19 protein-coding genes, 1 tRNA gene and 3 pseudogenes are annotated in these 24,288 nt (G+C 68.9%); 11 read left to right on the top strand and 12 right to left on the bottom strand.

Annotated features, from left to right (window positions below; all coding sequences use genetic code 11):
- Window positions 1-49: 49 nt before the first annotated feature.
- From ACN27G_RS29635 to ACN27G_RS29615, 5 genes and pseudogenes are all read right to left on the bottom strand, one after another.
- Window positions 50-316 (bottom strand): hypothetical protein, encoded by a 267-nt coding sequence (locus ACN27G_RS29635; protein WP_421495989.1) that lies wholly within the window; start codon window positions 314-316, stop codon window positions 50-52.
- Window positions 317-539: 223 nt separating this feature from the next.
- Window positions 540-1,457 carry a helicase associated domain-containing protein gene (locus ACN27G_RS29630; RefSeq protein ID WP_421497501.1) on the bottom strand — a complete coding sequence of 306 codons (918 nt, stop codon included), beginning with the start codon at window positions 1,455-1,457 and terminating at the stop codon, window positions 540-542.
- A gap of 38 nt (window positions 1,458-1,495) precedes the next feature.
- A pseudogene (locus ACN27G_RS29625) lies at window positions 1,496-3,064 on the bottom strand (DEAD/DEAH box helicase family protein); the annotation flags it as partial.
- A gap of 11 nt (window positions 3,065-3,075) precedes the next feature.
- The gene (locus ACN27G_RS29620) at window positions 3,076-3,393 is read right to left on the bottom strand and encodes a hypothetical protein (RefSeq protein ID WP_421495988.1); all 318 of its coding nucleotides are present in this window, start codon (window positions 3,391-3,393) and stop codon (window positions 3,076-3,078) included.
- A gap of 248 nt (window positions 3,394-3,641) precedes the next feature.
- On the bottom strand, window positions 3,642-4,931 hold the full coding sequence (locus tag ACN27G_RS29615) for a replication-relaxation family protein (RefSeq protein ID WP_421497500.1): 1,290 nt from the start codon (window positions 4,929-4,931) through the stop codon (window positions 3,642-3,644).
- Between ACN27G_RS29615 and ACN27G_RS29610 the strand changes: the two genes are divergently transcribed.
- Both ACN27G_RS29610 and ACN27G_RS29605 read left to right on the top strand, forming a co-directional pair.
- Window positions 4,880-5,851 carry a phosphotransferase gene (locus ACN27G_RS29610; RefSeq protein WP_421495987.1) on the top strand — a complete coding sequence of 324 codons (972 nt, stop codon included), beginning with the start codon at window positions 4,880-4,882 and terminating at the stop codon, window positions 5,849-5,851. The genes ACN27G_RS29615 and ACN27G_RS29610 overlap by 52 nt on opposite strands.
- Window positions 5,842-5,914 (top strand) — tRNA-Lys (locus tag ACN27G_RS29605). Before ACN27G_RS29610 ends, ACN27G_RS29605 begins: the two co-directional genes overlap by 10 nt.
- 994 nt (window positions 5,915-6,908) lie before the next feature.
- Here the strand turns inward: ACN27G_RS29605 and ACN27G_RS29600 are convergent.
- A complete protein-coding gene (locus ACN27G_RS29600) occupies window positions 6,909-8,387 on the bottom strand; it encodes a tyrosine-type recombinase/integrase (RefSeq protein ID WP_421495986.1) in 1,479 nt (492 codons plus the stop codon).
- 151 nt (window positions 8,388-8,538) lie between these two features.
- Window positions 8,539-9,270 carry a transposase family protein gene (locus ACN27G_RS29595; protein WP_421495985.1) on the bottom strand — a complete coding sequence of 244 codons (732 nt, stop codon included), beginning with the start codon at window positions 9,268-9,270 and terminating at the stop codon, window positions 8,539-8,541.
- An 82-nt stretch (window positions 9,271-9,352) separates the two neighbouring features.
- Between ACN27G_RS29595 and ACN27G_RS29590 the strand changes: the two are divergent.
- The 3 genes and pseudogenes from ACN27G_RS29590 to ACN27G_RS29580 form a co-directional block, all read left to right on the top strand.
- Window positions 9,353-10,110 (top strand): annotated as a pseudogene (locus ACN27G_RS29590) (IS3 family transposase); the annotation flags it as partial.
- Between the two features lie 88 nt (window positions 10,111-10,198).
- Window positions 10,199-11,245 carry a tyrosine-type recombinase/integrase gene (locus tag ACN27G_RS29585; protein WP_421490902.1) on the top strand — a complete coding sequence of 349 codons (1,047 nt, stop codon included), beginning with the start codon at window positions 10,199-10,201 and terminating at the stop codon, window positions 11,243-11,245.
- Window positions 11,246-11,364: 119 nt separating this feature from the next.
- A complete protein-coding gene (locus tag ACN27G_RS29580; RefSeq protein ID WP_421490903.1) occupies window positions 11,365-13,605 on the top strand; it encodes a tyrosine-type recombinase/integrase in 2,241 nt (746 codons plus the stop codon).
- Here ACN27G_RS29580 and ACN27G_RS29575 read toward each other — a convergent pair.
- Window positions 13,599-14,072: an IS3 family transposase gene (locus tag ACN27G_RS29575; protein WP_421495984.1), complete on the bottom strand. Its 474-nt coding sequence runs from the start codon at window positions 14,070-14,072 to the stop codon at window positions 13,599-13,601. The two genes, ACN27G_RS29580 and ACN27G_RS29575, sit on opposite strands and share 7 nt — an antisense overlap.
- Window positions 14,069-14,386, bottom strand: a complete 318-nt coding sequence (locus ACN27G_RS29570; protein ID WP_421495983.1) for a transposase — start codon at window positions 14,384-14,386, stop codon at window positions 14,069-14,071. The genes ACN27G_RS29575 and ACN27G_RS29570 overlap by 4 nt, the downstream gene beginning before the upstream one ends.
- A gap of 56 nt (window positions 14,387-14,442) precedes the next feature.
- On the opposite strand from ACN27G_RS29570, the gene ACN27G_RS29565 reads away from it, so the two are divergent.
- The 5 genes and pseudogenes from ACN27G_RS29565 (at window position 14,443) to ACN27G_RS29545 (ending at window position 18,630) form a co-directional block, all read left to right on the top strand.
- Window positions 14,443-15,393, top strand: coding sequence for a group II intron maturase-specific domain-containing protein (locus ACN27G_RS29565; protein ID WP_421495982.1), 951 nt, complete (start codon window positions 14,443-14,445; stop codon window positions 15,391-15,393).
- Window positions 15,394-15,466: 73 nt separating this feature from the next.
- A pseudogene (locus tag ACN27G_RS29560) lies at window positions 15,467-15,985 on the top strand (IS30 family transposase); the annotation flags it as partial.
- On the top strand, window positions 15,966-16,190 hold the full coding sequence (locus ACN27G_RS29555; protein ID WP_421495981.1) for an integrase core domain-containing protein: 225 nt from the start codon (window positions 15,966-15,968) through the stop codon (window positions 16,188-16,190). The pseudogene ACN27G_RS29560 and the gene ACN27G_RS29555, both read left to right, overlap by 20 nt.
- A 56-nt stretch (window positions 16,191-16,246) precedes the next feature.
- Window positions 16,247-17,761 (top strand): IS66 family transposase, encoded by a 1,515-nt coding sequence (gene tnpC, locus ACN27G_RS29550; RefSeq protein ID WP_421495980.1) that lies wholly within the window; start codon window positions 16,247-16,249, stop codon window positions 17,759-17,761.
- A 245-nt stretch (window positions 17,762-18,006) separates the two neighbouring features.
- Entirely contained in the window at window positions 18,007-18,630 is a 624-nt protein-coding gene (locus ACN27G_RS29545; RefSeq protein WP_421495979.1) for an acyl-CoA dehydrogenase family protein, read from the top strand.
- A 50-nt stretch (window positions 18,631-18,680) separates the two neighbouring features.
- On the opposite strand, the gene ACN27G_RS29540 is transcribed toward ACN27G_RS29545, so the two are convergent.
- The 3 genes from ACN27G_RS29540 to ACN27G_RS29530 form a co-directional block, all read right to left on the bottom strand.
- Entirely contained in the window at window positions 18,681-19,163 is a 483-nt protein-coding gene (locus ACN27G_RS29540; protein WP_421495978.1) for an NUDIX domain-containing protein, read from the bottom strand.
- A gap of 813 nt (window positions 19,164-19,976) precedes the next feature.
- A complete protein-coding gene (locus ACN27G_RS29535; protein ID WP_421495944.1) occupies window positions 19,977-21,104 on the bottom strand; it encodes an ISAs1 family transposase in 1,128 nt (375 codons plus the stop codon).
- Window positions 21,105-21,449: 345 nt separating this feature from the next.
- Complete coding sequence (locus tag ACN27G_RS29530) at window positions 21,450-22,709, bottom strand: cytochrome P450 (protein ID WP_421495977.1); 1,260 nt, start codon at window positions 22,707-22,709, stop codon at window positions 21,450-21,452.
- Between the two features lie 465 nt (window positions 22,710-23,174).
- Here ACN27G_RS29530 and ACN27G_RS29525 point away from each other — a divergent pair, with 465 nt between their 5' ends.
- Window positions 23,175-23,483 (top strand): hypothetical protein, encoded by a 309-nt coding sequence (locus ACN27G_RS29525; protein ID WP_421495976.1) that lies wholly within the window; start codon window positions 23,175-23,177, stop codon window positions 23,481-23,483.
- Window positions 23,484-24,288 lie beyond the last annotated feature (805 nt).

The following is a 24,288-nucleotide window of genomic DNA, read 5'->3' as shown; positions in this document are numbered from 1 at the left end:
CGGCTGCGCGCGAGGGCGGCGTAGTAAAGCCGCCGCTGCTGGTCGGGGCTCACGGCACTCGCCCCTCGGCGATCCGGCAGGCGATGGTCATCGGCTCGCCTCCGTTCCGGTTGTGGTCTGCGGGCTCGGGTTGAGCAGGCGGCCGCCCGCCGGACGGCGCCGCAGCGGTGTGGGGGTCCAGCGGGTGCAGGCTGTGCGGCAGCCACCGGTCGTGCACGGCGGCCTCGTACACCCGGATCGTGCGCGCCTCGGCGTCGATCAGGTACATCCACGCCGTGTAGCCGTGCGGTTCGGCGGTGTCGACGTGGCCGCGCACCAGCGGCTGCGCGGAGGTGAGGGAGTGCCCAACGCCGAGAACGGTCGTGGAGCCGGCCGGCGGGCGGCGTGAGCGTGGGGAGCCGATCGATGGGCGCGCTGGCGGCGCGGGCACGGGTGGCGTTGCCGGCGCGGATTCGTCTGTCGCCCGGCGGCGGGCAGCCACCTGCAGTTCCGCCGCGCTTCCTTGCCGGACCGCTCGGGAACGTCACCGAGCGACGGCTTTACCTGGCGAAGCCGCGGGTCTGTCGTAGAGCCGGCCGAGGAGGGTGATCCCGCCGCTCGTCGATCTGATGCGCCTTGCTGAATCCGACCGTTGCTTCGGCGAGGCGCCCACGACCAACCCCGTCGGCCTGGCCTGTGCCGCGCGGGGTGAGCCCGCCGGGCGGGCAGCAGCGTGGAGCTAGGTGGGCGGAGTTACTGGCCGTTGCGCCAGGTCGGGCTGATGTCGTCGAGCGCGCGCGGATCCGGTGGTCCGCGAGTTTGCTCGCCCGAAGTTTGGCGCGTTGGTTCTTCAGCCAGGCGCTGAGGGGGTAGCCGTCGGGTGTCCTGTACTCGGTGGGGACGATCAGGTCGCCGTGGGTCTGGAAGTAGCGGGCGGCGGCGGACAGGCCGAGGTTGAACCGGTGTTCGCGGGAGTTCCAGATGATGCCGAGCGCCTCGAGCGCGGCGATGCGGTCGGGGGCGAGGGTGCCGCGTTTGTAGAGCATGCGTTGGGCGACGATAAACTGGCCGAGGCGGTATCCGTCGGCTTCGACATGGTTGTCGGGCACCTGCAGGTGGCCGTGGCTGGCGTGGTAGTTGGTGGCGGCGGTGATGCCGCGTTGCCACATCGCCTCGTACGGGGACCATTCGATGCCGAGGGCTTCGAGGGCGGCGGCGCGGTCGGGGTCGAGCCGGCCGGCGTGGTACTGCTTGCGCTGGGTGCGGATCCACGAACCGAGGGGTAGCCGTCGGGGGTGATGTACTCGGGCGACACCCGCAGGTGGTCTTCGCGCTCGCGGAAGGCGACGGCGTGGGCGAATCCGGCCAGCCAGCGGGTGCCGCGCGGATTCCAGATCATGCCGAGGGAATCCAGCGCGGCGATCCGGGCGGCGGACAGGACGCCGCTGCGGCGGGCCTTGCGCTGGTGGTGCAGCCACCGGCCGAGGGGGTAGCCGGTGTCGGTGAGGTGATCGACCGCGACGCCGAGGTGGCCGTGCGCGGCGTGGTAGGCGGTGGTGGCGCCGTAGCCTTCCCACCAGGGTGAGGTGGTGGCGGCGACGAGCCGGATGGTGAGGTGCTGGAGGTATTGCCCGACGTCGTAACCGTCCGGGACCCGGACCACGATCTTGTCCGGCAGCGTCCACCGGTCGGCCGGGCCGGACTGGCGTTGCAGATCCAGTGCGGCGGCGAGAGTTTCGTCGTGGGCGCGCAGCGCCCGCACGACCTCCCAGACGGTGCCGTAGCCGGCCAGGTCGGCCTGGGCGGTGGCGTCGGGGTCGTCGGCGGCCAGGACCGGCACGAGGATGGTCCCGACTCCGCTGCCGGCCGGGTTGCGGCGCAGCGCCCTGCCGACGGCTTGCACGATGTCGGTGGCTGACGTCTTGGGGTGGGCAAACACGACACTGTCCACGGCGGGGACATCGATGCCTTCGCCGAGCAGCCGAACGTTGGAGACCACGGTCCAGCCGTCACCCGGCGGGTCGGCCAGGTCGGCGAGTACCGCGCGGCGGTAGGTGGCGTCATGGCGGCCGTCCACGTGGTGGCAGGTCAGCGGTCGGGCCGGCCGAGTGGTGTCGGGCAGTGCGGTGAGGATGTCCGGCATGGCCTCGGCGAAGGCGCGTGATGTGGCGATGCGCGGGTGGTAGACGATGGTGCGCTGCAGGTCGAACTCGGCGGCGGCGCGGGCCATGGCGGCGACGACCATGGCGGTCCGTAGGGGCCCGTCGGCGCACTCGGTTTGGTGCGCCGCGCTGGGCCGGCCGGTGCCGGTGAGGGTGCGCAGCACTGATAGCAGTTCAGCGCGGGTGACCGCCACGATGGCGATGCGGTAGTCATCGAGCCATTGGTCGGCGATGGCTTGGGCGAACGGGTAGCGGTAGAGGACCGGTCCGAACACTGTCGGGTCGTCCATCGACAGTGCGGCACCGTCGTCGGCGGTGTCGCCGACGCGTGGGGTGGCGGTCAGGTAGAGCCGGCGGCGGGCCGGCAGGGTCGCATCGTCATGCAGCAGGGCGCAGTGCTTGTCGTCGCGGCCGGCGGTGTGGTGGGCCTCGTCGACGACCACGATGTCGGCGAGGCGGCCGACGCGCAGGAGCGCTTGTCCGAGGTGCGCGGCCGAACGGTGCGTGGTGACGATCAGCCGCCGGCCTGACATCCGTTCGGTAAGCCATGCGGTGATCACGTCGGGGTCGGTGGTCACGACGACCGGCGGTTCTGCGTGGGTCGCCGGGTCCGGCAGGGTGAAGCCGAACAACATTGTCGCCAGAGCGGCGGCATCTGGCTCAGCGATCCCGTCGTCGCCGCAGACCGCCAGCACGTGCTCGCAGACCCCGTCCCATGCCTGCAGGACTTGCGCGACCAGCGCGACGGTCGGGCACGCCACGACGACGATCCCGTCCGCCGGGCACGCTTGCAGCGCCACGTGCGCGGCCGTGATGGTTTTGCCGGTCCCGCAGGCGGCGATGATCTGTCCGCGCCCACCGGACGCCAGCACGGCCGACGCCGTTGCGACAGCGGACACCTGCCACCCTTGAGCGCTCGGCATCGTGGCGATGGTCAGGCCCATATCCCCGCGCCTTCGCCCTGCTGCCGCCGGTCCACCTCGCCGAACGGCCCAGACACACCCGCCCGGTCACGCTGGGCGAGTGGCTGGGGCGGGTCGTTGCGTCGGTGCGGCTGCCAGCGCAGCGCAGGCCGCTCGGCGGCCACGATCGCGGTCATCGCCGGCGCGAGCACGAACCGCTCGCCGCGCACCCAAGCAGCCTTCGTCGCGCGGCCGATCCGGCTCACCGCGGCGCCGCGGCCCGGCGACCTGCGGACGGCGACGGCGGCGCGTGCGTAGCCGGCGAGGATGTTCTCGGTGTGGAAACTCAACGGGCACCTCCGGGCAGGATCGGCCCGGCGGCGCGGCAGACGCCGCCGGGGATGGAGACGGGGCGCTGCAGGATCGCGCGGGATGTGCGGGCTGCCGCCCGGTGGCGGCGTGACAGGGGCGGACTGGGCGTCGTTGTGCGAAGGTCAGGCGGCTCGCTCTGCGGCGGGGCGGCGCAGCGGTGGCGGCCACACGTCGCGCTGATACGGCTCAGGGCCAGTTGGCTGTCCGGCAGCCGCTGCCGTACCGATCAGCGCGGCTGGGGCCAATGACGGCGGCCGGCGGTACCGGAGCGCGGCCTCGCGCGACAGGTGTCCGGCTTCCGGCGGCGTGCGCCGCTCGCTGTGCGGTGGCGGCGGGCCGGCACGGATAGGTCGGCTCGGGTGCGCACAGCAGGTTGGTGCAGCGGCCGTCGGGGCCGGATTGGTGCGCGGCGGCGACGTCGACCGCCAGCCGCCACAGCAGGATGTCGCCGACGTGAGGCGGAACCGGTGGGTCGGTGGCGGACGGCGAGCGGGGGTCGCGCATGGCATGGGCCCTTTCGCGGCGATCGACACGTCGAGAAGGGGCACCACCCGGGTGGTGCCGGGCCAGGGAGCGCGCAGGGAGACGTTCCCGTGACCCGCCCAGGTGGTGACCAGAACAGATGGACGCTCGACTTTCCGCAGTTCGCAAGTCGCCGGTGTCGCAGCCGTCGACGTCCGAGCCTTCGGCGTCGTCGCCGGCTCTCCACACGCCGTGCCCGTCGGGGAACACCTTGATCGCCTTGGTGCCGACCTGGGTGCGTTCGTTGGTGCTGTAGTGGGCGGTCGCGTGCTGTTCGGACCACCAGTTCAGCAGCCGACGATCGGGCCGGTTGAGGGGTCTTGGAGTGCAGGTCGGCGAAGAACTGGTTGATGCCGAGCAGGTGGTTGAGGCGGCGGCTGTGCGCGATCCGTTCGGCGCGGTCGATGCTCGAGCATGGCGCTTTCAGTCCGAGGTCGTCGGGGTCGGCGTAGGCGGTCGGGTGTCGCCGCAGGCCGATCGGGCCGAGCGTGTACAGGTAGGAGGTTTCCGGGGGCCGTCGGCGGCGGACCAGGCGAAGCGGTGCAGCACCTACAGCCGGTGCAGGATCGTCAGCCGATTCTGGGCTGTGCGCAGCTCGCGGAACAGCGCCCGGTGGAACTGGTCGGTGGACAGCAGGTAGGGCTCGGCCAGCCGCGCGGCAGGGGCAACCCGCGGCGGGGCGCCGGCTCGTCCCGAAGCCCGACAGACGGCGCGCGGCCGGCCGCCCCACGGCCCGACGCGTCGCGTCTGGGCGCGGTCTCCTGCCAGACGCGGTCAACCCTCTGCGTCGTTGACCACCTCGGCCCGCCGGCGCTCCAGTAACCGCGTCGGGACGCCCCTGTAACCCACGGTGGGATAGAACGAACGCCGGGGCGGTGACGGCCCTCGCACCTCGTGGCGTGGCTCGTATCGCCGCCGCGGCACGGCTGGTATGAGTTGCCGATGCGGTCCACCGACGCCGGCGCGGGCGACACCACCATGAATCAGAGCACATTGCGGCAGGTGGTCGACGCCTTCCGGCTCGGCCCCGTCACCAGGACCAGCGTGGTCACCGAGGGCCTTGATGAACCGCAACTGGCGCGTCACCACCACGACCGGCACCTGGGCGGTCAAGCAGGTCCTAGACGTCGACGCCACTGCGGCCCGCCGACAGCACCGCGCCACCACCGCGCCACCACCGCGCTGGCCGGCCTCGGCCTGCCCGTACCCGCGCCGCTCGTGGTCATCCTCGACGCCGCTGTCTACACGGTCGTGCCCTGGGCCACCGGCGCTCACCGCCACGGCCTGACCCTGACCCGTGCCGAGGCCGCCACCCTCGGCACGCCCCTGGGCCGACTGCACGTCGGCCTCGGCGAGGTCATGCCACCCGTCCCGGACCACCTCGCCGCCGTGCCGACCGACCCGTCGACCGCCCATGCCAAGATCGATCAGTATCTCGACGTGACCGCCCGGCGGCGGGACCGCGACGACTTCGACCGCTATGCCCAGACGCAACTGCACCAGCGTCGCCAACTGGTCGAGCAAGCGGCCGGGCAGCGACCCGCCACGGGGATGCCGGTCAGGCCCTGCGGCTACACCCACGGCGACTACCAGCACACCAACCAGCTGTGGGATCAGGGCGGCGTGTCAGCCGTACTCGACTGGGACCGACTCGGCGTACGCACCCTCGGGCAAGAGGTCGTCCGCTCCGCGACGCTGCTGTTCAGCTACGGCGACGAGCGCGGACTCGACCTCGCCCGTGTCACCGCCTTCAGCGCCGGCTACCGCCAGCAACGGCCCATCCGCCGCCACCGACCTGGCCGACGCGGCCCACCGGCTGTGGTGGGAGCGCGTAAGGTCGGCGAGTTCCCCTCTGAGATAGCCACGCGCCCGCTCGGCGGAGCCTCGGGTAGCCTTGTTGCGGCGGGCCGCTAGCTCAATTGGCAGAGCTGTGGACTTTTAATCCATAGGTTCGGGGTTCGAGTCCCCGGCGGCCTACAGAAATCGCCCCCGACCTGGGTGTATAGATAGCAATCTAATCGATTGAATTGCGGTTCACAGCGCCTCGGTGGCGGAGGTCGCAACGGACAGGGCCGTAGTAGCGAGGTTCGTTGGTGGTGGGCAGCACGAACGTGAACCTCACGTTCCGTGTTCCGTGTCTGCCAACGCTTGGAAGGCTGTCTTCTCGGCTGGCTCAACTTTCAACATTGGCGGCCTCCAGCACAGCGCGAAGCTCGTTGTCCGCTGGTCGGCGCCGTCGGGTGTCACCAGCGCGGGCCGCTCACGCCAGCCACTGCGGTCGCCTGGTTGACGTCGGTGCCACCTGCAACGACATCGAGGGCTCTTCAGTGGGCGCCTGGGGTGGCCACCCGGGCGCCCGATCATTCAGGTGACGACTGGCGGGGATCCGCGTGTGACGGGGCGGCCCCGATCGATACACGGCTGCCGGGGATGCCGTCGCGGTAGTCCAGCCCAGCCCGGCATCGTCAACGCCGGTTCAGGTTTTTAGGCGGATCCGACAGGCGTGCCGCAGTCGTAGTGATTAACCTTGATCTGTGGCCAGGGCGCGGTGGTGGGCCTGCTGCGAGGGCAACGTTCCGAGGTGTTGATCGGAGAGCTGGTGCCACGCCCCGCACCCCCGTGCCCCCGATCGGCGACTCGGCGTCGCGGTGCGGCCCAGGTTGGCGTGGGCCGCATCGGCTTCCTACCAGCCGTGCCGGTGCGCCGACCGCGAGCCGCCCTGCGGCGCGTTCGGCAGCACGTCGGTCGGCGGGCAAGGTCGTCTTGGGCCTTTGTGTGCCGGGAAGGCTGGACAGCGCCCTCGGGAAATGGGCTGGCCGGGGCGCATTGTTGATGAGTTTCGGCCATGAGCGTACGTAGCACGTGCATCGGCGGTGGGGCACATGTGACGGTGCTTGAGCGGAGGCGCCCGGGTGCGGGTCAGCTTTGCGAGTTGACCCACACCCGGCGCGCGCCGCCCACATGATCGGATTTACGCTGCCCGGCCTCGTCGTCGTTGGCGGGGAACCAGGTTCGCGGCGGCCTCGTGCTTGTTCCGCTCCACCTGTTGTTCGACGAGTACGGAGGTGTAGGTGTCGGCGGTGATGGTGTGGGTGGAGTGGCCGAGCAGTTCCTGGACGTCTTTGAGGTCGGCGCCTGAGGCCTTGAGGTACGTCGCGGCGCAGTGTCGTAGGTCGTGTAGGCGGACCGGCGGCAGTCTGGAGTCGCGTACGAGCCGGTTGAAGCGTTTGCTGACGGCGTCGGGATGCCATTTGTCGCCGTTGGGCTGGACGAAAAAGAATCCGGTGTCGGGCCATTCACTGCCGCAGACCAGTTGCCAGCGGGCACGGCGGGCGAGGTAGGCGCGCCATGCGGCGACGGTGTGACGGTCGAGGGCGAAGGTGCGATCACCGGCCTCGGATTTGACCTTTTTGTCGACCGGGTCGTATCCGTTGACGGTGCGTTGCAGGTCCACCGTCGCGAGGGCGTTGTCGAGGTCGACGGTGTCGTCGCGCAGTCCGAGTGCCTCACCGCGGCGCATGCCACGGTGCATGATGCCCACGAGGATCGGGTAGAGGATGATGTCGTGGGCTTCGGCGTAGTCGAGGAACGCACCGGCCTGTTCGGGGGTCCACACCATAACCGGGTGGGGCTTTTCCCCGGTCTTGCGCCACTGCTGGACTCGCTTGTCGGTCCATACCTTCGGCTTGTGCTTCGGTGCCGAGGGCAGTTCGACGTGCTCGGCCGGGTTGAAGTCGATCAGCCGCCGGTTCGTGTGGCTGATCGCGTCGTTGAGCGCCTTGCGCAGTGTGGCGCGGATGCGTTCCTGGGTGGCCGGGCCCGTGGTCCGCAACCCTCTGACACTGGCTCGGATCTGCGGGTCGTCGCTTTGGCGGGTGAGTTCGATGGCGGTGTTGCGTTCGGCGATCGCGGTGAACATCGCGGAGATGTGCTCGACGCGCAGTTGCTGGATGCCGATGGCGCCGAGGTGGGGGACGAGGTGCACGCGCATGTGCGACTCGTAGGAGCGCACCGTGCCCGGTTCGACCTTGCGGCGGGACGCGAGCCACTGGGTGAGGTACTCGCCGACGGTCATGTCGGCTGTGGCGGGCACTCCGGCACGGATCCGTTTGGCGATGACTTCGCGGTCGGGCAGGGGCTGTCCGCGCTTGAGTTCTTGGAGCAGGTCGGCGATCTCGATCGCGATGGTGGCGTCGCCGCCGGCCAGGGCGAGGAGGTCTTTGGCCTTGGTGCGGTCGGCGTCGGCCGCCTTTGAGCTGTCGAAGGTGTAGCGGCGCAGTTGTCGGCGCGCTCCGTTGGCTTTGGGGGGCAGTTCGAGTTGGTATCCCCAGCTGCCGTGGGCGGGGCTCCACCCCCCGCCCGGGCGGCGCAGTTGGGGGCACTTGGTGCCGAATTTCTTGCCGTTGCTGTTGCGGCAGGTGCAGAGCTTTTGGATGGGTCCTTCCGCCATGGTGGGGTGGCTCCTCCGGGGTTATGGGGCAGCCGAGGGCTGCGGTTTTCATGTGGGTGATCGACGCGTGTCTTCCGGAACGGATCAAGTCGCCGGCGGCGAGATGGCCTCGGACGGCTCGTCGCCCGTGGGCAGGTGCAGTGAGTTGATCTCAGCGACTGTCGGGTAGGTATTTGTATTCGAAGTGAGTCAGGTGCAGGGCTGCGGCGACGATGTCGCCGATACGGCGTGGGCTCGCGGTGGTGTGCCGTAGGGTTTTCCAGCGTCCGATCAGGATCGCGAAGCCGCGTTCGCCTTGCCAGCGCAGGCCGCGTAGCAGCCGGTTGTAGGCACGGTTGCTGATGTGGAGCCGGTGGCCGTCGGCGGGTTGCTTGACCGGGGTCTTGATGCCGTGACCTGCCCCTTCGTAGCCGGCGTCCGCCAGAGCGGGCAAAGCAAGTTCCGCGGCGGCCCAGTTCAGGGCCGCGGTGACGCCCAGGTGTTGAGCGCAGGACAGGTCGTGTAGGTGTCCGGGCATCGCGTCGGAGGTCCATACCGGCAGTCCGTCGGGACGCATGACGGCTTGGATGTTCGCGCCGAAGTCACGGTGCTTTCCGGAGTACCAGGCGTCGATGGTGTCGCCCTTGACGCTGCGCGTGGTCTCGGCGAGCCGGTCGCAGTCGAACAGCTTGCCGTCCAGGATCACGTACGACCAGCCGTCGTCGGCGATCCGACGCAACGCGTCGTGCAGACCAGGCGCTTGGGCGGCGAGGACGGCGACGCCTTCGGCCACGTATCGGTAGGCGGTCGCCCGGGAGATGCCGAACCCGGCGCCCAGCAGCGCGATATCCTCGCCTTTGCGGAACCAGATCAGCACCAGAAGGGCCTGGTAGAAGCAGGTCAAGGCGCGGGGGCCTTACCCCTTGATCTTGGACACTTGAACCTTGGATCGTGAGGTCCGGGTAGATCAGGAGTCCTGGAACAGCATGGCGAACAAGCACTATCCCGCACAGTTCAAGGCCGACGCGGTGGCGTTGTACCGGTCGAGGCCGGGTACCACGATCGCGGAGGTCGCCGACGATCTCGGCGTCAACCGGGAGACACTGCGCAGCTGGGTTCGCGCCGACGACCAGCGCCGTGACCGTGGGTCCGGGCGGCCTGCCGCAGCGGCGGCCAAGCCGGAGCCGGGCTCGGTCGAGGCGGAGAACGCCGAGCTGCGGCGGCGGGTCCGGGAGCTGGAGGAGGAACGCGACATCCTGCGCAAGGCGGCCCGGTATTTCGCCGGGGAGACGCGCTGGTGAACCGCTTCCAGTTCGTCGCCGACCACCAGCAGCGCTACGGCGTGAAGCGGTTGTGCCAGGTCCTCGGGGTGGCTCGGTCGAGCTACTACTACTGGACGTCCACCGCGCCGGCACGGGCGGCCCGGCAGGCCGCCGACCTCGTGCTGGCCCGGCAGATCCGCAAGGTCCACGCGGCCGACAACACCTACGGGGCACCGCGGATCACCGCCGAGCTCCGCGACGGCGGCACCGCGGTCAACCACAAGCGCGTCGAACGGGTGATGCGCTCGATCGGTGTGCAGGGCTTGCGGCTGCGTCGCCGTACCCGGACCACCATCCCGGATCCGGCCGCGGTCAAGGCTGCGGACCTGATCAGCCGGGACTTCACCGCCCCCGCGGTCAACCAGCGTTACGTCGGTGACATCACCTACCTGCCGGTCGGTGAACGCGGGTTCCTCTACCTCTAAGTTACGTGGAATCTGCTGTTATGTGGAATCTGTCTGGTGGCTGACTCTTGCCTCACGGCTGGGGTGGTGGCGGCGTTGAGCGACCGTGGAGTTGGTGGAGCGGTGGCCGGTACTCGACCGGCATGAGATGGCCGCGGTGTGGCTGCAGGTCTGGGTCGATCTGGGTCGGGCGGCGCGCACCATCGACGCGTACGGGCGCGGGCTGGCCGAGTACCTGGAGATGTGTGAGCGGCTTGGCGTCGATCCGCTGACGGCGGGTCGGGCGGACGTGGCGGTCTACGTGCGTGAGCTGACGCGGCGGCCGGGCCGTCTCGGCGTCAACGTGGTGTCGATCGAGTCGGGCGCTGGGCTGGCGAACGCGACGATCCAGCAGCGGCTGGTGCCGGTGCGGCTGTTCTACGACTTCCTGATGGAGGAAGGAGTGCGCCAGTCGAACCCGGTCGGGCGTGGCCGGTATACGGCGGGCCGCACGTTCGGCGGTGGGCAGCGGGGTCTGGTGCCGCGGTTGACGAAGCTGCCGTGGATTCCGACCGATGAACAGTGGCTGTCCATCTTGGACGTTGTGCGGAGCGAGTCGGCGCGCACCCGGGTGATGCTGGCGCTGGCCTACGACTGCGGTCTGCGCCGGGAGGAGCTGTGCTCGCTGCGCACCGACGATCTGGATCCAGGGCACCGGATGGTGCGGGTGCGGGCAGAGACGACCAAGAACAGGTTGGAACGGGTGGTGCCCTACTCGGCGGTGACCGGTGCGCTGTTGTCGGGGTATCTGGCCCACCGGGCGACGGTCAGCCGGATGCGCGGCGCGTTGTTCTTGTCCGAGTCGCGCCGCAATCATGGCCAGGCGCTGACGTTGTGGACGTGGTCGAAGGTCGTGCGGCGCATCGCGCTGGCCGCGCAGACGCCGCGGTTTTCCACCCACACCACGCGGCATCTGTGCCTGACTGACCTGGCTCGGATGGGCTGGGAGATCCATGCGATCGCCACTTTCGCGGGCCACCGCAGCACCGAGTCGACGATGCGCTATATCCACCTGTCCGGCCGGGACCTGTCCGCGCGGTTGGCCGCGTCGATGTCACAACTGCACGCGTGGCGGGTCGCTGCCCTCGCCGCGCTGGACGGGACCGGCCAATGAGCACCGCGCCGCTACGCCTTTCTACCGGCGGATCGTCTGCAGTAGACCACGCTGCTCTCGTTGAGGGTTCGGACGGATGGGACCGCCGGCCGCGGCTGTCCCCGGGTGAGGCCGCGGCGTTGGTCGCGCTGGACGCGAAGGCGTTGCGCCGCAACCGCTGCCGTGGCGTGCCCCGGCGCACTGCCCTGTCGTGGCGAGCGTTGTCGCGGCTGGTCGAACCTTTGGACGCCGCCTGCGCCGCCCTTCACGACGCTCACGGCGACCCGGTCCGGTTCGGCCGTGCCGGCCGGCAGGCCACCGCGATCGTGCTCGGCGGTTGCGCCACCGTGGGCCGGACGTGGTGGGGGTGGACCAGCTGGGACTGGGCCCGGCTGGTCGGCGCCAGCAGCCGGGCGTTCCGCGACGCGCAGCCACTACCGACCGAGGTCACGGTGCGCCCTTTCCTGCTCGCGCTGGGCTGGCTGCTGGGCGGGTTCACCGACTACCAGCACGTGGGCAACTTCAACCGGCTGCACTTGGCGCACCTGGTCTTCGGTGAGCAGCCGGTCGCCGCGGCGATGGAGTCGGTAAGCACGATCACGCAGGGGTGGGGCTACCGCAGCCAGACCGACTCCGAGGGCCGCTACCGGTTACCCGGGATCCTGGCCCAGGCTCTGCTGATCAACCGCAGCCCGCGGCTGGAGGACCTGACCACTGGGGCGTTCGCCGGCCTGCACACGCACCCGGCCAGCACCGGACGTCACCCGACCACGCTCTACACGCTGCAACGCGCGGTTGCCGGCCTCGGCCACTGCCAGCCTCCGGTGCGTCCCGGGTTCAACCACGCGCCGGGGTTGCCCGGCGTCCCGGCGGCCTGGGCGCAGGTTCTGCAACGCTGGTACGACACCTCGGCGCTGACACCCGACGTCCGCGCCAACATCCGCTGCAACATGGCCAAGACCGGACGGTGGCTGGCCGCCGAACATCCCGATGCGGTCGACCCACGCCGGTGGACCCGCGCCATCTGCGCTGCCTGGGTCGCCGCGGTGGACCGGATGACCGTCGGTGACTGGGTCGGCCGCCGCGACCACCTGCACGAGCGCATCGGCGCGCCGATCGCCCCGCGCACCAAGGCCCACATCCTGATGGGCACCCGCACCTTCTTCCGCGACCTGCAGGAGTGGGAGTGGATCCCCCGCAGGTTCGACCCAGCCCGCGCGCTCGCCGTCCCGCGCAGCGTCGCCGCCCTGATCGGCACCAACCCCCGCGTCATCGCCGACGACGTGTGGGCCAAGCTGCTGTGGGCCGGGCTCAACCTGCAGACCACCGACCTGCTCGGCACCGCCGCCGGCAGCTACTACCCGATCGAGCTGACCCGCGCACTGGCACTGACCTGGCTGTTCGCCGGCCTACGCAGCGACGAACTCACCCGGCTCCGCGTCGGCTGCATCCGCTGGCAGCACAACGGAACCCCCATCGCTGGCGACTCCCGCGACGTGCTCGCCGAGGACGCCGTCTGCCTACTCGACGTCCCCGTGCACAAGACCGGCACCGCGTTCACCAAGCCCGTCGACCCGATCGTCGGCCAGGCCATCGACGCCTGGCAGAACATCCGACCCGTCCAACCCAAGCGGCACGACCGCAAGACCAGCGAACACGTCGACCTGCTGTTTTCCACCCGCGCCCACCCGGTCGCCAAGGAGTACATCAACCGCACCCTCATCCCGACGCTATGTGCCAAGGCGAACGTGCCCACCAGCGACGTCCGCGGCACCATCACCAGCCACCGGGCCCGCTCCACCATCGCCAGCCAGCTCTACAACGCCAAAGAACCGATGACCCTGTTCGAGCTGCAAGCCTGGCTGGGCCACCGCAGCCCGAACAGCACCCAGCACTACGCGAAGATCACCCCGGCCACCCTGACCAAGGCATACACCGAGGCCGGCTACTTCGCCCGAAACCTACGCACCATCGAAGTCCTCATCGACCGCGACGCCGTCACCACCGGCACCGCCACCACCGGAACACCTTGGCAGCACTACGACCTCGGCCACGGCTACTGCAGCTACACCTTCTTCGAACAATGCCCTCACCGCATGGCCTGCGCCCGCTGCGACTTCTACACCCCCAAGGACTCCACCAAGGCCCAGCTGCTGGAGGCCAAGACCAACCTGCAGCGCATGCGCGCCTCGATCCCACTCACCGACGACGAACGCGCCGCCGTCCACGACGGCCAGGCCGCCCTCGACACGCTCATCAGCCGACTCGCCGACACCCCAACCCCCGCCGGACCCACCGCACGCCAGCTCGGCATCCCCACCACCGCCACCCTGCTACCCATCCTCAGCGTCACCCACAGCCAGGCCATTGAAAATCACTGATTCCACAGAAACGCGGCGTACACCCAGCCCACGCTGGTGCGCACGTAGGTCAGATCGGCGACCCACAACTGGTTCGGATGGTGCGCGGTGAAGTCACGTTTGACCAGGTCTCCCGGGCGGCTGGTCTCGGCTGCCGGGCGGGTCGTCCGCGGTGCCTTGTCGCGCAGCAGCCCGCGCAGCCCGGACTCGCGCATCAGCCGCTCGACCGTGCACCGGGCCACCTCGACACCCTGGCGGCGCAGCTCGTGCCAGATCTTGCGAGCCCCGTACACGCCGTAGTTGGCCGCGTGAATCTGTTCGATCAGCGCGGTCAACTCCTCATCACGCCTCGATCGGGCCGAGGCGGGGCGGGTCTTGACGGCGTAGTAGGTCGACGGAGCGATCTCGGCTGGCGTGCCTTGCAGCGCCTGCAGGACCGGCTGGACACCGTGTTCGGCCTTCTGCGAGTCGACGAACGCGACCTTCACCGCGACGGCCGGTCCAACTCGGCCGCGAAGAAAGACGCCGCGGAGCGCAGGATCTGGTTCGCCCGCCGAAGCTCACGATTCTCCCGCTCCAACGCGGCCAGGCGTTCCGCGTCGCTGCTGGTGGTACCCGGCCGGTCACCGGCGTCGGTCTCGGACTTCTTCACCCACCCACGCAACGCCTCCGGGTGCACCCCGAGCTGGCCGGCGATCCGCCGGATCGCCCCTACCGCACTGGCCGGATCCCGACGGGCCTCGACCGCCAACCGGGTCGCACGCTCACGCAGCTCATCGCTGTACTTCTTCGGTGCGGGCATAGCTAGATCTTCTCCCAGGTTTCGATGTCTCCATCAAACCCGGTGCGGGACAGAGTGTGCAGAGCGGCAGCCCCGTGCTGGTGAGATACGCAGACGATTTTGTCGCGATGTGCACCAGCCGTGAGCAGGCCGGACAGGTCAAGGAACGGCTGGCGGCATGGCTGACGCTCAGGGGGCTCGCCTTCCACGAGGACAAGACTCGCATCGTCCACGCGGAGAGCGGGTTCGACTTCCTGGGATTCAACGTCCGCCGCTATCACGGCAAGTTGCTGATCAAGCCGAGCGCAGCGGCTCAACGGCGGATCCGGGAACGGCTGAGTACCGAGATGCTGGCCCTGCGAGGGGCCAACGCGGGAGCAGTGCTCAAGAAGATCAACCCGATCGTTCGGGGTTGGTCGGCCTACTACCGGACGGTGGTGTCCAGTGAGGTCTTCACCGCGCTGGACAATCACATGTGGAAGCTCGCTTACAAGTGGGCAAAGCGCAGCCACCCGAACAAGCCGAAGCACTGGATATCCGACAAGTACTTCGGCCGGTTCAACAGGGCCAGGAAGGACCGGTGGGTGTTCGGCGACCGCGACAGCGGTGCCTACCTGCTCAAGTTCTCCTGGACGAAGATCGTCCGGCATCAGCTGGTCAGGGGCAGGGCGTCTCCGGACGACCCGGCGCTTGAGTCGTACTGGGCCGAACGGCGTCGCAAGGGACTACCTCCACCGGTCGACGGCATCACCGTGCGCCTGCTCCAGGCGCAGCAAGGTCGCTGTTCGACCTGCGGAGGTCTTCTATTGCACGCCGACCACCCACCGCGAAGCCCTCAGGAATGGGAAGCGTGGCGGGTGGTCATCAGGAAGGCGATCTCCAAGCAGTACGTCGCGTTCCCTGGCGGTGACTCACCGGGCGCTCAACGACTCCGTCTCCTTCACACCCTCTGTCAACGGCGGATTGGAGCCGCCGGGCCGACGAATCCTGCACCTGCTCCTGACCGCGAGCCCTTGGGGCTGGCTTGAGCCGTGTGCGGTGAACAGCTGCTTGCACGGTTCTGAGGGGGCGGGGACGCAGCGATGCGTCCCCGCTACCCGACTGATCATCGGCCTCGAACGGTCCGCGATCGGCACGCTGGTCGAACGCACTACCCGGTTCACGATGCTGCTGCATCTGCCCCGCATGGAAGGACACGGCCAGCAACCCGTCGTGAAGAACGGCCCGCCACTGGCCGGGCACGGCGCAGAAGCGGTCCGCGACGCGATCGCGGAACAGATCACCGGGCTGCCCGAGCAGCTACGACGCTCGCTGACCTGGGACCAGGGCGCCGAGATGGCCCAACACGTCCAACTGCGGCTGGACACCGGCCTTGCGATCTACTTCTGCGACCCGCACAGCCCCTGGCAACGCGGCACGAATGAGAACACCAACGGGCTGCTACGCCAATACTTCCCGAAGGGCACAGACCTATCGCGACACACCGTCGGCGACCTCAACGCCATCGCTGCTGCCCTCAACAACCGGCCACGCAAAACGCTGGGATGGAAAACTCCCACAGAAGCCCTGGCCGAACACCTAAAATCGGCACAAGTAGCCAATGTTGCAACGACCCCTTGAACCTAAGCAGTACACATCGAAAGCCTTCGCGGCCGCTTGCGCGGCGGCCGGCGTCCGGCAGTCGATGAGCAAGGTCGGCACCTCGGCCGACAACGCCCTGGCCGAGTCGTTCAACGCGACCTTCAAACGCGAGACCCTGCAAGGCCGCCGAGCGTTCACCGACGAACGCGACGCTCGCCTCACCGTGACTGTTCAGGTCACGTGATTTGTGGTGCTGACCTCTGTTTCTGAGCGTGGCGTCCACTATGGGATGATCTTGGGGTGGTGCCTGGTCAGGGTGGTGAGAGTCCGTCGTATGACGAACTCGCTGTTCTGGTTGTCGGGCTGACGGCGCGGCTGGACGAGTTGTCCGTACGGGTCGGTGTGCTGGAGGCGGACAACGCCCGGCTGGTCGTGGAGAACGCCGAGTTGCGGCGGGAGAACGCGGTCCTGCGGGCGGAGAACACCGAGTTGCGGCGCAAGCTGGGATTGAACTCGACGAACTCCAGCAAGCCGCCGTCGTCGGACGGGCTGGGCAAGCCGCCGCCGGCATCGATGCGGGGCCGTAGCGGCCGTAAGCCGGGTAAGCAGCCGGGCGGTACGGGTACGGCGTTGTCGCAGGTGCCGGTCCCGGATGAGCAGGTCGATCATTACCCGCCCGCGTGTGGCGCCTGCGGTGACGGTCTCGATCCCGCTATGGCCGGGCCGGCCGGGGATCCGGTCGTGCGGCAGCTGTTCGACGTGCCCGATATCCGGGTGCGGGTCACCGAGCATCTGCTGCACCAGCTGGTCTGTGCCGGTTGCGGTGCCCGGACCCGTGCGGCGGCGCCGGCCGGGGTGACCGGGCCGGCGGTATACGGGCCGACGGTCACGATGCTGGCCGCCTATCTGGCCGCGCAGCACCACATCCCGGTCGCCAGGGTGGCCGAGATCCTCGCCGATGTGGCCGGGATCGAGGTCTCGACCGGGTGGGTGACGACCGCGTGTGCCCGGATGGCCGCGGCTGCCGGACCCGCGAACGAGGCGATCAAGGACGCGATCGCCGCCGCGGGCGTGGCGTACTTCGATGAGACGGTGACCCGCGTCGCCGGGCGTAACCACTGGCTGCACGCGGCCGCGACCGGCAGGCTGACCGCCTATCACATCGACGAGCACGGCCGGGCCGTCGCGGCGATGACCGCGTTCGGCATCCTGCCCCGTTTCACCGGCATCGCCGTGCACGACGCGTACAGCGGCTACGACAGTTTCACCACCTGCACGCACGCGTTGTGCAACGCCCACATCCTGCGGGAAGCGACCGGGATCAGCGAGTTCGACCCGCACGCCGCCGCCGACGGCTGGGCCGACGACCTGGTCACCCTGCTCGGCAACGCGCACCGCTGGGCCGCTCACTGGCGCGATCGGGGCCACACCGGGCTCCCCGGATTCAAGTACGACGACCTGTCCGAACGCTACGACCGCCTCGTCGAGCGGGCCCTGGCCGTCCATCCCGCCCAGCCCGGCAGACAGACACCGGCCCGCAACCTGGCGTTACGACTGCAAGCCCGGAAATCCGAGTTCCTGCGGTTCGCCGCCGACTTCACCGTCGCGTTCTCGAACAACACCGCGGAACAAGCCGTCCGGATGGTCAAGTCCAAGACCAGAGTCAGCGGCGGCTTCCGCACGCTCACCGGCGCCCAGACCTTCCTGGCCATCCGCGGCTACATCTCGACCATCCGCAAAAACGGCCTCCGCGCAGCTACCGAACTCCGCAACGCGCTGCTCGGCAGACCATGGATGCCCACAACTGCCGCGTGACCTGAATAGTTACGCCTCACCAGCTTCCGCTGGCTGCACCGCTACAACACCGTCCGCCGCCACTCCCGGCTCGGACAGCAGTCCCCGATCACCTACGAGCGGACCCAAGAAAGATCAGCTACCATCACACAAGCCGCATAGACCTCGTGTCCAAGTTCCGGGGGTAAGGCCCGTTCTTCCGTGACCCCGATGGCCGGATCAGTGCCACGGTCGTCGACGCCGGCTCCCAACGGCTGGAGCGGGAGGTGATCGAGCCGTTCGGGCTGGGTGGCTGGTCCTGGGGCGTGCTACGCCTGCACGAGGTGCCCGTCGATCCGTCGACTGACCTGGTCGGCCGGACCGGAGACGGTCTCGGGGTGTTCCGGCGCCACTTCGCCCGGTTCCGGCCCCTGGTGACCGCGGCGGCACTGGGCACCGCTGCCGGGGCACACACCCTGGTCACCGGCGCCCTGGCCGCGAAGACCAGGGTCGGCGTGCTGCCCCGGGTACGCGACAACGCCCTGGTGGTCCTCGGCCGCACCCACGCCGAGATCACCGCCGCGCTGCTGGCGGCGCTCACGACCAGCCGCCTGGCCGCTGACTCGCATCCGCACGCCGACTTCGCCGCCAGGGTCGGCAAGGCCGCCGGCGTCGACACCGCCGTCCGCGCGGTCGCCGACCTGGCACCGCTGATCGGGGCGGCCGGGTTCCAGCGGGCCCACCCGATCGCCAAGGCCCGCGCCGACCTGACCGGGCTGCTGTACGCCGACGGCATCCACGACAGCCTCTACCGCTCCGGCGGCGTCACCCTCCTGACCGAACCCGTCGCCGAGATGGCGCCGATCCGACCCGGCACCGCAGCCGCCGACCGCTACGACAAGGCAGCCTGAACAGCAAGACGACGCGCACCGTTCTCCCCGGTGCGCGCCGCTTGTGCAAGTCAGTGCGTGTGAAAGCCGTTCTCCAGGTCGAACATCGTGCCCTCGGCCTTGGCGTGCAGCGCGGCGATCACCCGGCGGGCCAGCAGCTCCGACATCCGTTCCCGGATCTGCTCCTGGTCACACCAAGCCCAGCTGCGCAGCTCGTCCGGCGGCAGCTGGATGTCAGCTGTGCCCAGCTCGTCGAGGGCGCCACCGTCGAAGACGAACATGACACCCTCGGTGCGTCCCGGCCGCGGCGGCACCCAGTCGGTCACCAGCAGCCGGCCGGGGACGATCGACTTGCCCAACTCCTCCTTGACCTCACGGACCGCCGCCTGCCGCGGGGACTCGTCGGCGTCGACGCACCCGCCGACGATCTCCCAATAGTCCTTGTAGGCGGGCTCAACCAGCAAAGCCCGCCCGGCAGCGTCGGTGAACAGAACCGCGGCGCCCATGCGCTTTCGTGGAAGCGTCGCCGTGTAGTCGCCGGATGGTGTACTCACCACCGCAGGCTACCCACGCCGGCGCCCTCACCACGCACCTTCGGCACTCTTACGAGGCTAGCGCCGCCCGCAGAAAACCCGTTCCACATCCATCGGCGGCGGGGTTGTGGCTGCGGGTCTTCAGGGGTGGTCAGCCGGCGGATGCCGGCGGCGGAGGCGAGGAAGCTGACTGTGTCGACCGCCATCACCGCCGGGGCGCCGATCCAGGAGATGAGCAGGCCGACGGCGGGCGGGCCGACGGCGTTCGCTGTCCATGCGTGGTCTCGAGGCGGCTGTTCGCCCAGGCGCGGCGTTCGGCGGGTACCACCGATTCCCGGGTGGCCACGCTCGCGCAGGTGAAGGCCAGGGTGGCGGCGGTGTGTACCACGGCCACCACGCACAGGTGCCAGTAGGTGAGCCAGGCCAGCCAGGTGGCCGCCGGCGATGACCAATGTCACTGCTCCAGCAAGCGTGCGATTGACTGACGATTTGATGTGTCGCATGGCTTCCTTCCTCTGCTTGAATTCGATTCCTGTTTCTACTACCGGTTTTTCCCGTTAAGCACCTCCGTTCGGGACTTTGCAGTCTGAATCTGGTTCGGCGAGCGCGGCGTGGTCTATCCCTGCAGCCCGGCGCGATTAAGCGTGCAGCAGGCGAAGGGAGTGCGGGCCGTGTTATTCCAACTGCGTGAGAGTCGCGGGCGCAGGATTCCTTTGCGAACGAGCGTCCGGGGTATTTTGAACTTGCGCCGAAACGCCGCTATCCGAATCGGGGAGTGCCCCGAAGTCGCGAAGGAAAGCTGCGTCGGAGGTCGGCGGCGATCCAGGGACAGGGTCATTGCGTTCTGGGGTTGATGCTGGTGACGGCGGTGATGAGGTCGTGTGGGCGGTGGCTTGCTCGGCGGGTGGCGCGGGCGATGCTGGTTTCGCCGCAGGTCCTGTGGAACCCGATCGCGGTGTTACGCAGGGTGGCCATGACGGCGGGTCCCTGGCCGGTCCGTGCTTGATGTGAATCTTCACGGAACGTGACATCTCGGACGTGGTGCACCTGGTTTTCGATCAGCCACTCGCGACGGATCCACTCCTGCAGATCGACTGGTTGAGCGTCGGCGGCGGGCAGGGTGATGGTGAGGTACGCGGTCTCGCGGGTGGTCGTGCCGGTTTTGATGGCGGTGCGGGTCCGGGTGATCCGGATGGCCTGTGCGGCGTGCGAGAAGCCGATCCCGCCGGGAGTGGTGACGGTGACGGCTTTGACAGTGCGGGTCTCCCGGCGGCCGTGGCCACTGTCGCGGGTCTGATGCCCGATCGGGACCTGCGCCCATGGCAGCGCCTTGAGCTGGGCGAACAACCTGGGCTGGTTGCCCTTGGCGGGGATCAGCAGGTGAGCGCCGCGCCGGGCGATCTCGGTGGCGTGCCCGACCTGCGTGTGCAGTGCGTCCGCAACGAAGATCAGGTCTTGCAGGCTGCCCAGCACCCGTTCGACGGCGTCCAGCAGCGGCGCGAACGCGGGAATCTCGTTGGACTTCGCGTTGACGGTGACCTGGGCAAGGACGATTCCGGTACTGGTGTCCAACGCGGACAGCAGATGGACCTGGCTGCCATCGGCACGGCGGGCACCCCGCACCGTTTTGCCGTCGACGGCGATGACCTGCCGGTACCGCGGCGGTCGGGATGTGGCCGGCCGGGTCCGGGTGCGCAGCCAGCCCGCGAGGATCGTGGCGAGCAGGTCGGCGTCCAGCCGGATCAGCAGCCGCCACATCGTGGTCGTGGCCGGCACCGCACGGACGAACCCGAGCCGGGCGCGGGCGATGTCGTCGAGGTCGTGCAGCCAATCACTGATCGCGGTCACGCTCGATGCGCCGCTCATCACCGCGCACACCGCAACCGCCAGCAGCGCAGCCAGGGGGTAGCGCAACCCGCGCGGACTACGCGGATCCGGCACCGCCGACAGCGCCTGCAGCAACCCGTCACGTTCACCCTCGGTTATCGGACGGGCCGGTGGGACGGTGGGGGTGGTGACTGCGGACAGTACCTGGATCGGGCATGCTGACATCGCGGGTGAGGTCCTCGAAGTGTCTGGAAGCGTGAGAACTCCCATGATCACCTAGGCGATCTCACCCGCCCCGACCGCCTCCACAGAGGTCACTCACCCCGCATAACCCCTGCTCATGCGTTTATTCACCGAACACGCAATGGCCCTGATCCAGGGATGGCAGCGGAGCACATCCGGACTGCGATCTGCCATCTCAATCAGCCGGCAACCGAAGCGTCGGGGCGCAGTCGAGAGTGTCGACGGTTGGATTGCGGACTACTTGGCCTCGCGGCTGATGAGGGTGAGCCGCTGCTCCGACACGGGCAGTGCACGGAGTGATCGGAATGCGAGGTTGGCTTGGAATTGCGGCTCGTGCCACGGCACGAGTCGCAACGCCGGCAGTCGCGTCCCGAGCCGGACGAGCGCGATCTCGGCCTCGAGCCGGGCGAGTGCCGCCCCGATACAGAAATGTGGGCCGTAACCGAAGGAGAGGTGGTCCTTGGCGTCGTCACGCTCCGGATCGAACCGGTCCGGAGCGGAGAACGCGGCCGGGTCGCGGTTGGCGGCGCCGATCAGCAGCAGGCACCGCTGCCCGGCCGGGATGGTGACGTCACCGATCGTCACCGGCCGCAGTGTCACCCGCAGCCAGCCGTCGATGGCCGGGCCGAACCGCAGCGCCTCCTCCAGGAACGCCGGCACGGTCGCCGGGTCCTCGGCGACGCGCCGCCACCGCCCCGGCACCGACAGCGCCTGTTCGAGGCCGTGCGCGAGCAGCCCGGCGGTGGTCTCGTGCCCGGCGACCAGCAGGTTGAACGCCATGCTGGCCACCTCGGCGACGGTGAGCACCTCGTCGTCGCCGTCCCGGTAGCGCAGGGTCCGGGAGATGAAGTCGTCGCCGTCGAGATCACCCTCGGCCCGCCGGGCGACCAGGTCCTGGCAGTAGTGCCAGAAGTCGAGCAGCCCCTGGGCCAGCCTGACCTGCTCGGCCGGCTCCGGCCGACCCCAGACCAGCGCGATCTGACCGTCGGCCCACTGCCGGATCCGGGCCACGTCCCGCTCCGGCACGCCGAGGATGTCCAGCACCACGAGCAGCGGCAGCAGGGCGGTGAACTCCGGGATCAGGTCGACCACCTCGCCCCGACGGGCGGCGAGGGCCTCGACCAGCCCGTCGACCCGGCGCCGCACGATCGGCCCGTACTGGGCGGCGACCCGGGGGCCGGTGTTGGCGAAGGTGGCCCGCAGCGCCCGCCGGGTGCGGGTGTGCACCGGGGAGTCGGCGGCGGCCGTCGTCGCCGGCACGTCGAGCCGCATCACGATGGCGAGCGCCTCCGGGCACATCTCGTAGACCGGGGCCAGCGTCAGCGCGTTGCCGAAACTGTCCGCGTCCCCGAACGCCTGCCGCACGTGCTCGTGCCGGCTGATCAGCCACATGCCGAGATCCTCGGCGTGGTGCACGTCGTCGGGACGGGCGAGAAGTTCCCGCCACACCCTGGCCGGGTCGGTGAGATACGTACCAGTGAACGGGCTTAAATGCACTGCGCACCTCCGAATAGCGTTAGCGGGACGCGGACTTCCCGCGACCGGATGGTTAGGACAAGTGCTGAGTTGATGTCCGGCGTGCCGGATATCAAGGCGAAGATATGTCGGGGGATGCGCCAAGACAATTGACACGACATGACACGGGTCTTCTGGGGGTGGGCAGCTTCGGAGGATCGGGCGGACGGGCGTCTGCGGCCGTCGTAAGGTGTGCAAATGCCTTCTGGTGGCGCGATCTGGAAGTGGTTGGCGCCGTAACCAGACCGTTTCCTAGCAGCCGCCGGACCGTCCGGCTCGCTTGATGAGTGTCAAGTGGTGTCAATGCATTAGCTCTGTATGGGAGCGGCGAGGGTTGGCATACTTGACCGCACGATTCGCGGTTGAAGTGCTGACAGGGAGCACGATGCCAGTTCCGCTGGTGACGCCTTGCCTGTTGGTACCTGACGATTCCGATCTGGAGGAGCGATGCAGACATCAGCGGAGGCTCTCGGCCCGACCGCATCCCCGATCCGTCTTTGCGACTATGCCCGCATTCTGGATGGCATAGAGGCGGCGGCAGCGACGTTGTCAGCGAAAACCGTCCGCGCCCGGCGCAGCCGCGCGAGTGGTCGCGGCCAGGCCCTCATCGACCTACACAACACTGTTCGCAGTATCGGGCAGGAAATTAACCTGGCCCTCCGCGGTTCGGAGACGCCGGCAGTAGGCGACGATGGGGCGGGAGCCGAAGCGGATGCCGAAGCCTCCCAGCCGTGGCAGCCGTTGTCCGGCATCTAGGCATTGCCTCTTTGCGGGCGTCGCAGGCGACGGGCTGCTGGGTATGAGGGACTTGAGGAAGGTCGTCGCCGGTCGGCTGAGGCAGGGACAGGTGCGTCTTGTCGTTGGGACGGCGGTCTGCGTCCTCGGGGTTGCCGCCGCGATGACCAGTGATTTCTTCGCTGACGTACGAAGGGGCGGGCTTTCGAGTACCCGATCGCCTGGTTCGGTCCCGGGGGATCTGCGCGTCACGGCGGTGGAGAACGTTCTTGGCCAACGGTACGTCCCGGTGGTTCGACCGTGCGGCGCCGTGAATTGGGATCCGCTGTCGGTTCAGGTCGGGCCCCATTCGGGCTGCTCCGGAGCTCGCGATCTCCAACGCGGGACTCATAACCACGATGAGGTGCAGCGCCATCCTGGGACGAGGGTAGATCCTTGGAGTGGCAGTGGTGAAGATGATGGTGGTTAGCGGGGAAGGTGCGGCTGACGCGGTTTACCGAAGCTTCCGTCGTTCGCATGCCGCGAAGATGACGCTGAGTCCGATTCATGGACTTGACAGATCCGCCTACCCCTACGTTGAACGCAATGTCTGACCGGTGGTTTCGGCGTATGACGGCAACCTGTACGTCCGCATCACGCGGCTCGACTCGAGGAGCGGGTCTTGCCGGCGTACGCGGCAACGACTTATACATGATCGCCATATGTGCACGGTTGATGCTTCACCTCCGGCGATGACGGCAGACGACAAGGAAGATTCCAAATTTCCTGGTACTCGCCGGGTGGTAGTCAACTTGGCCAACCGGGACCGTGACGAGATGCCGATCGA

The sequence above is a fragment of the Plantactinospora sp. WMMB334 genome (assembly GCF_049179095.1).
Classification (GTDB): Bacteria; Actinomycetota; Actinomycetes; order Mycobacteriales; family Micromonosporaceae; genus Plantactinospora.
This window is presented reverse-complemented; position numbering and strand designations above follow the sequence as displayed.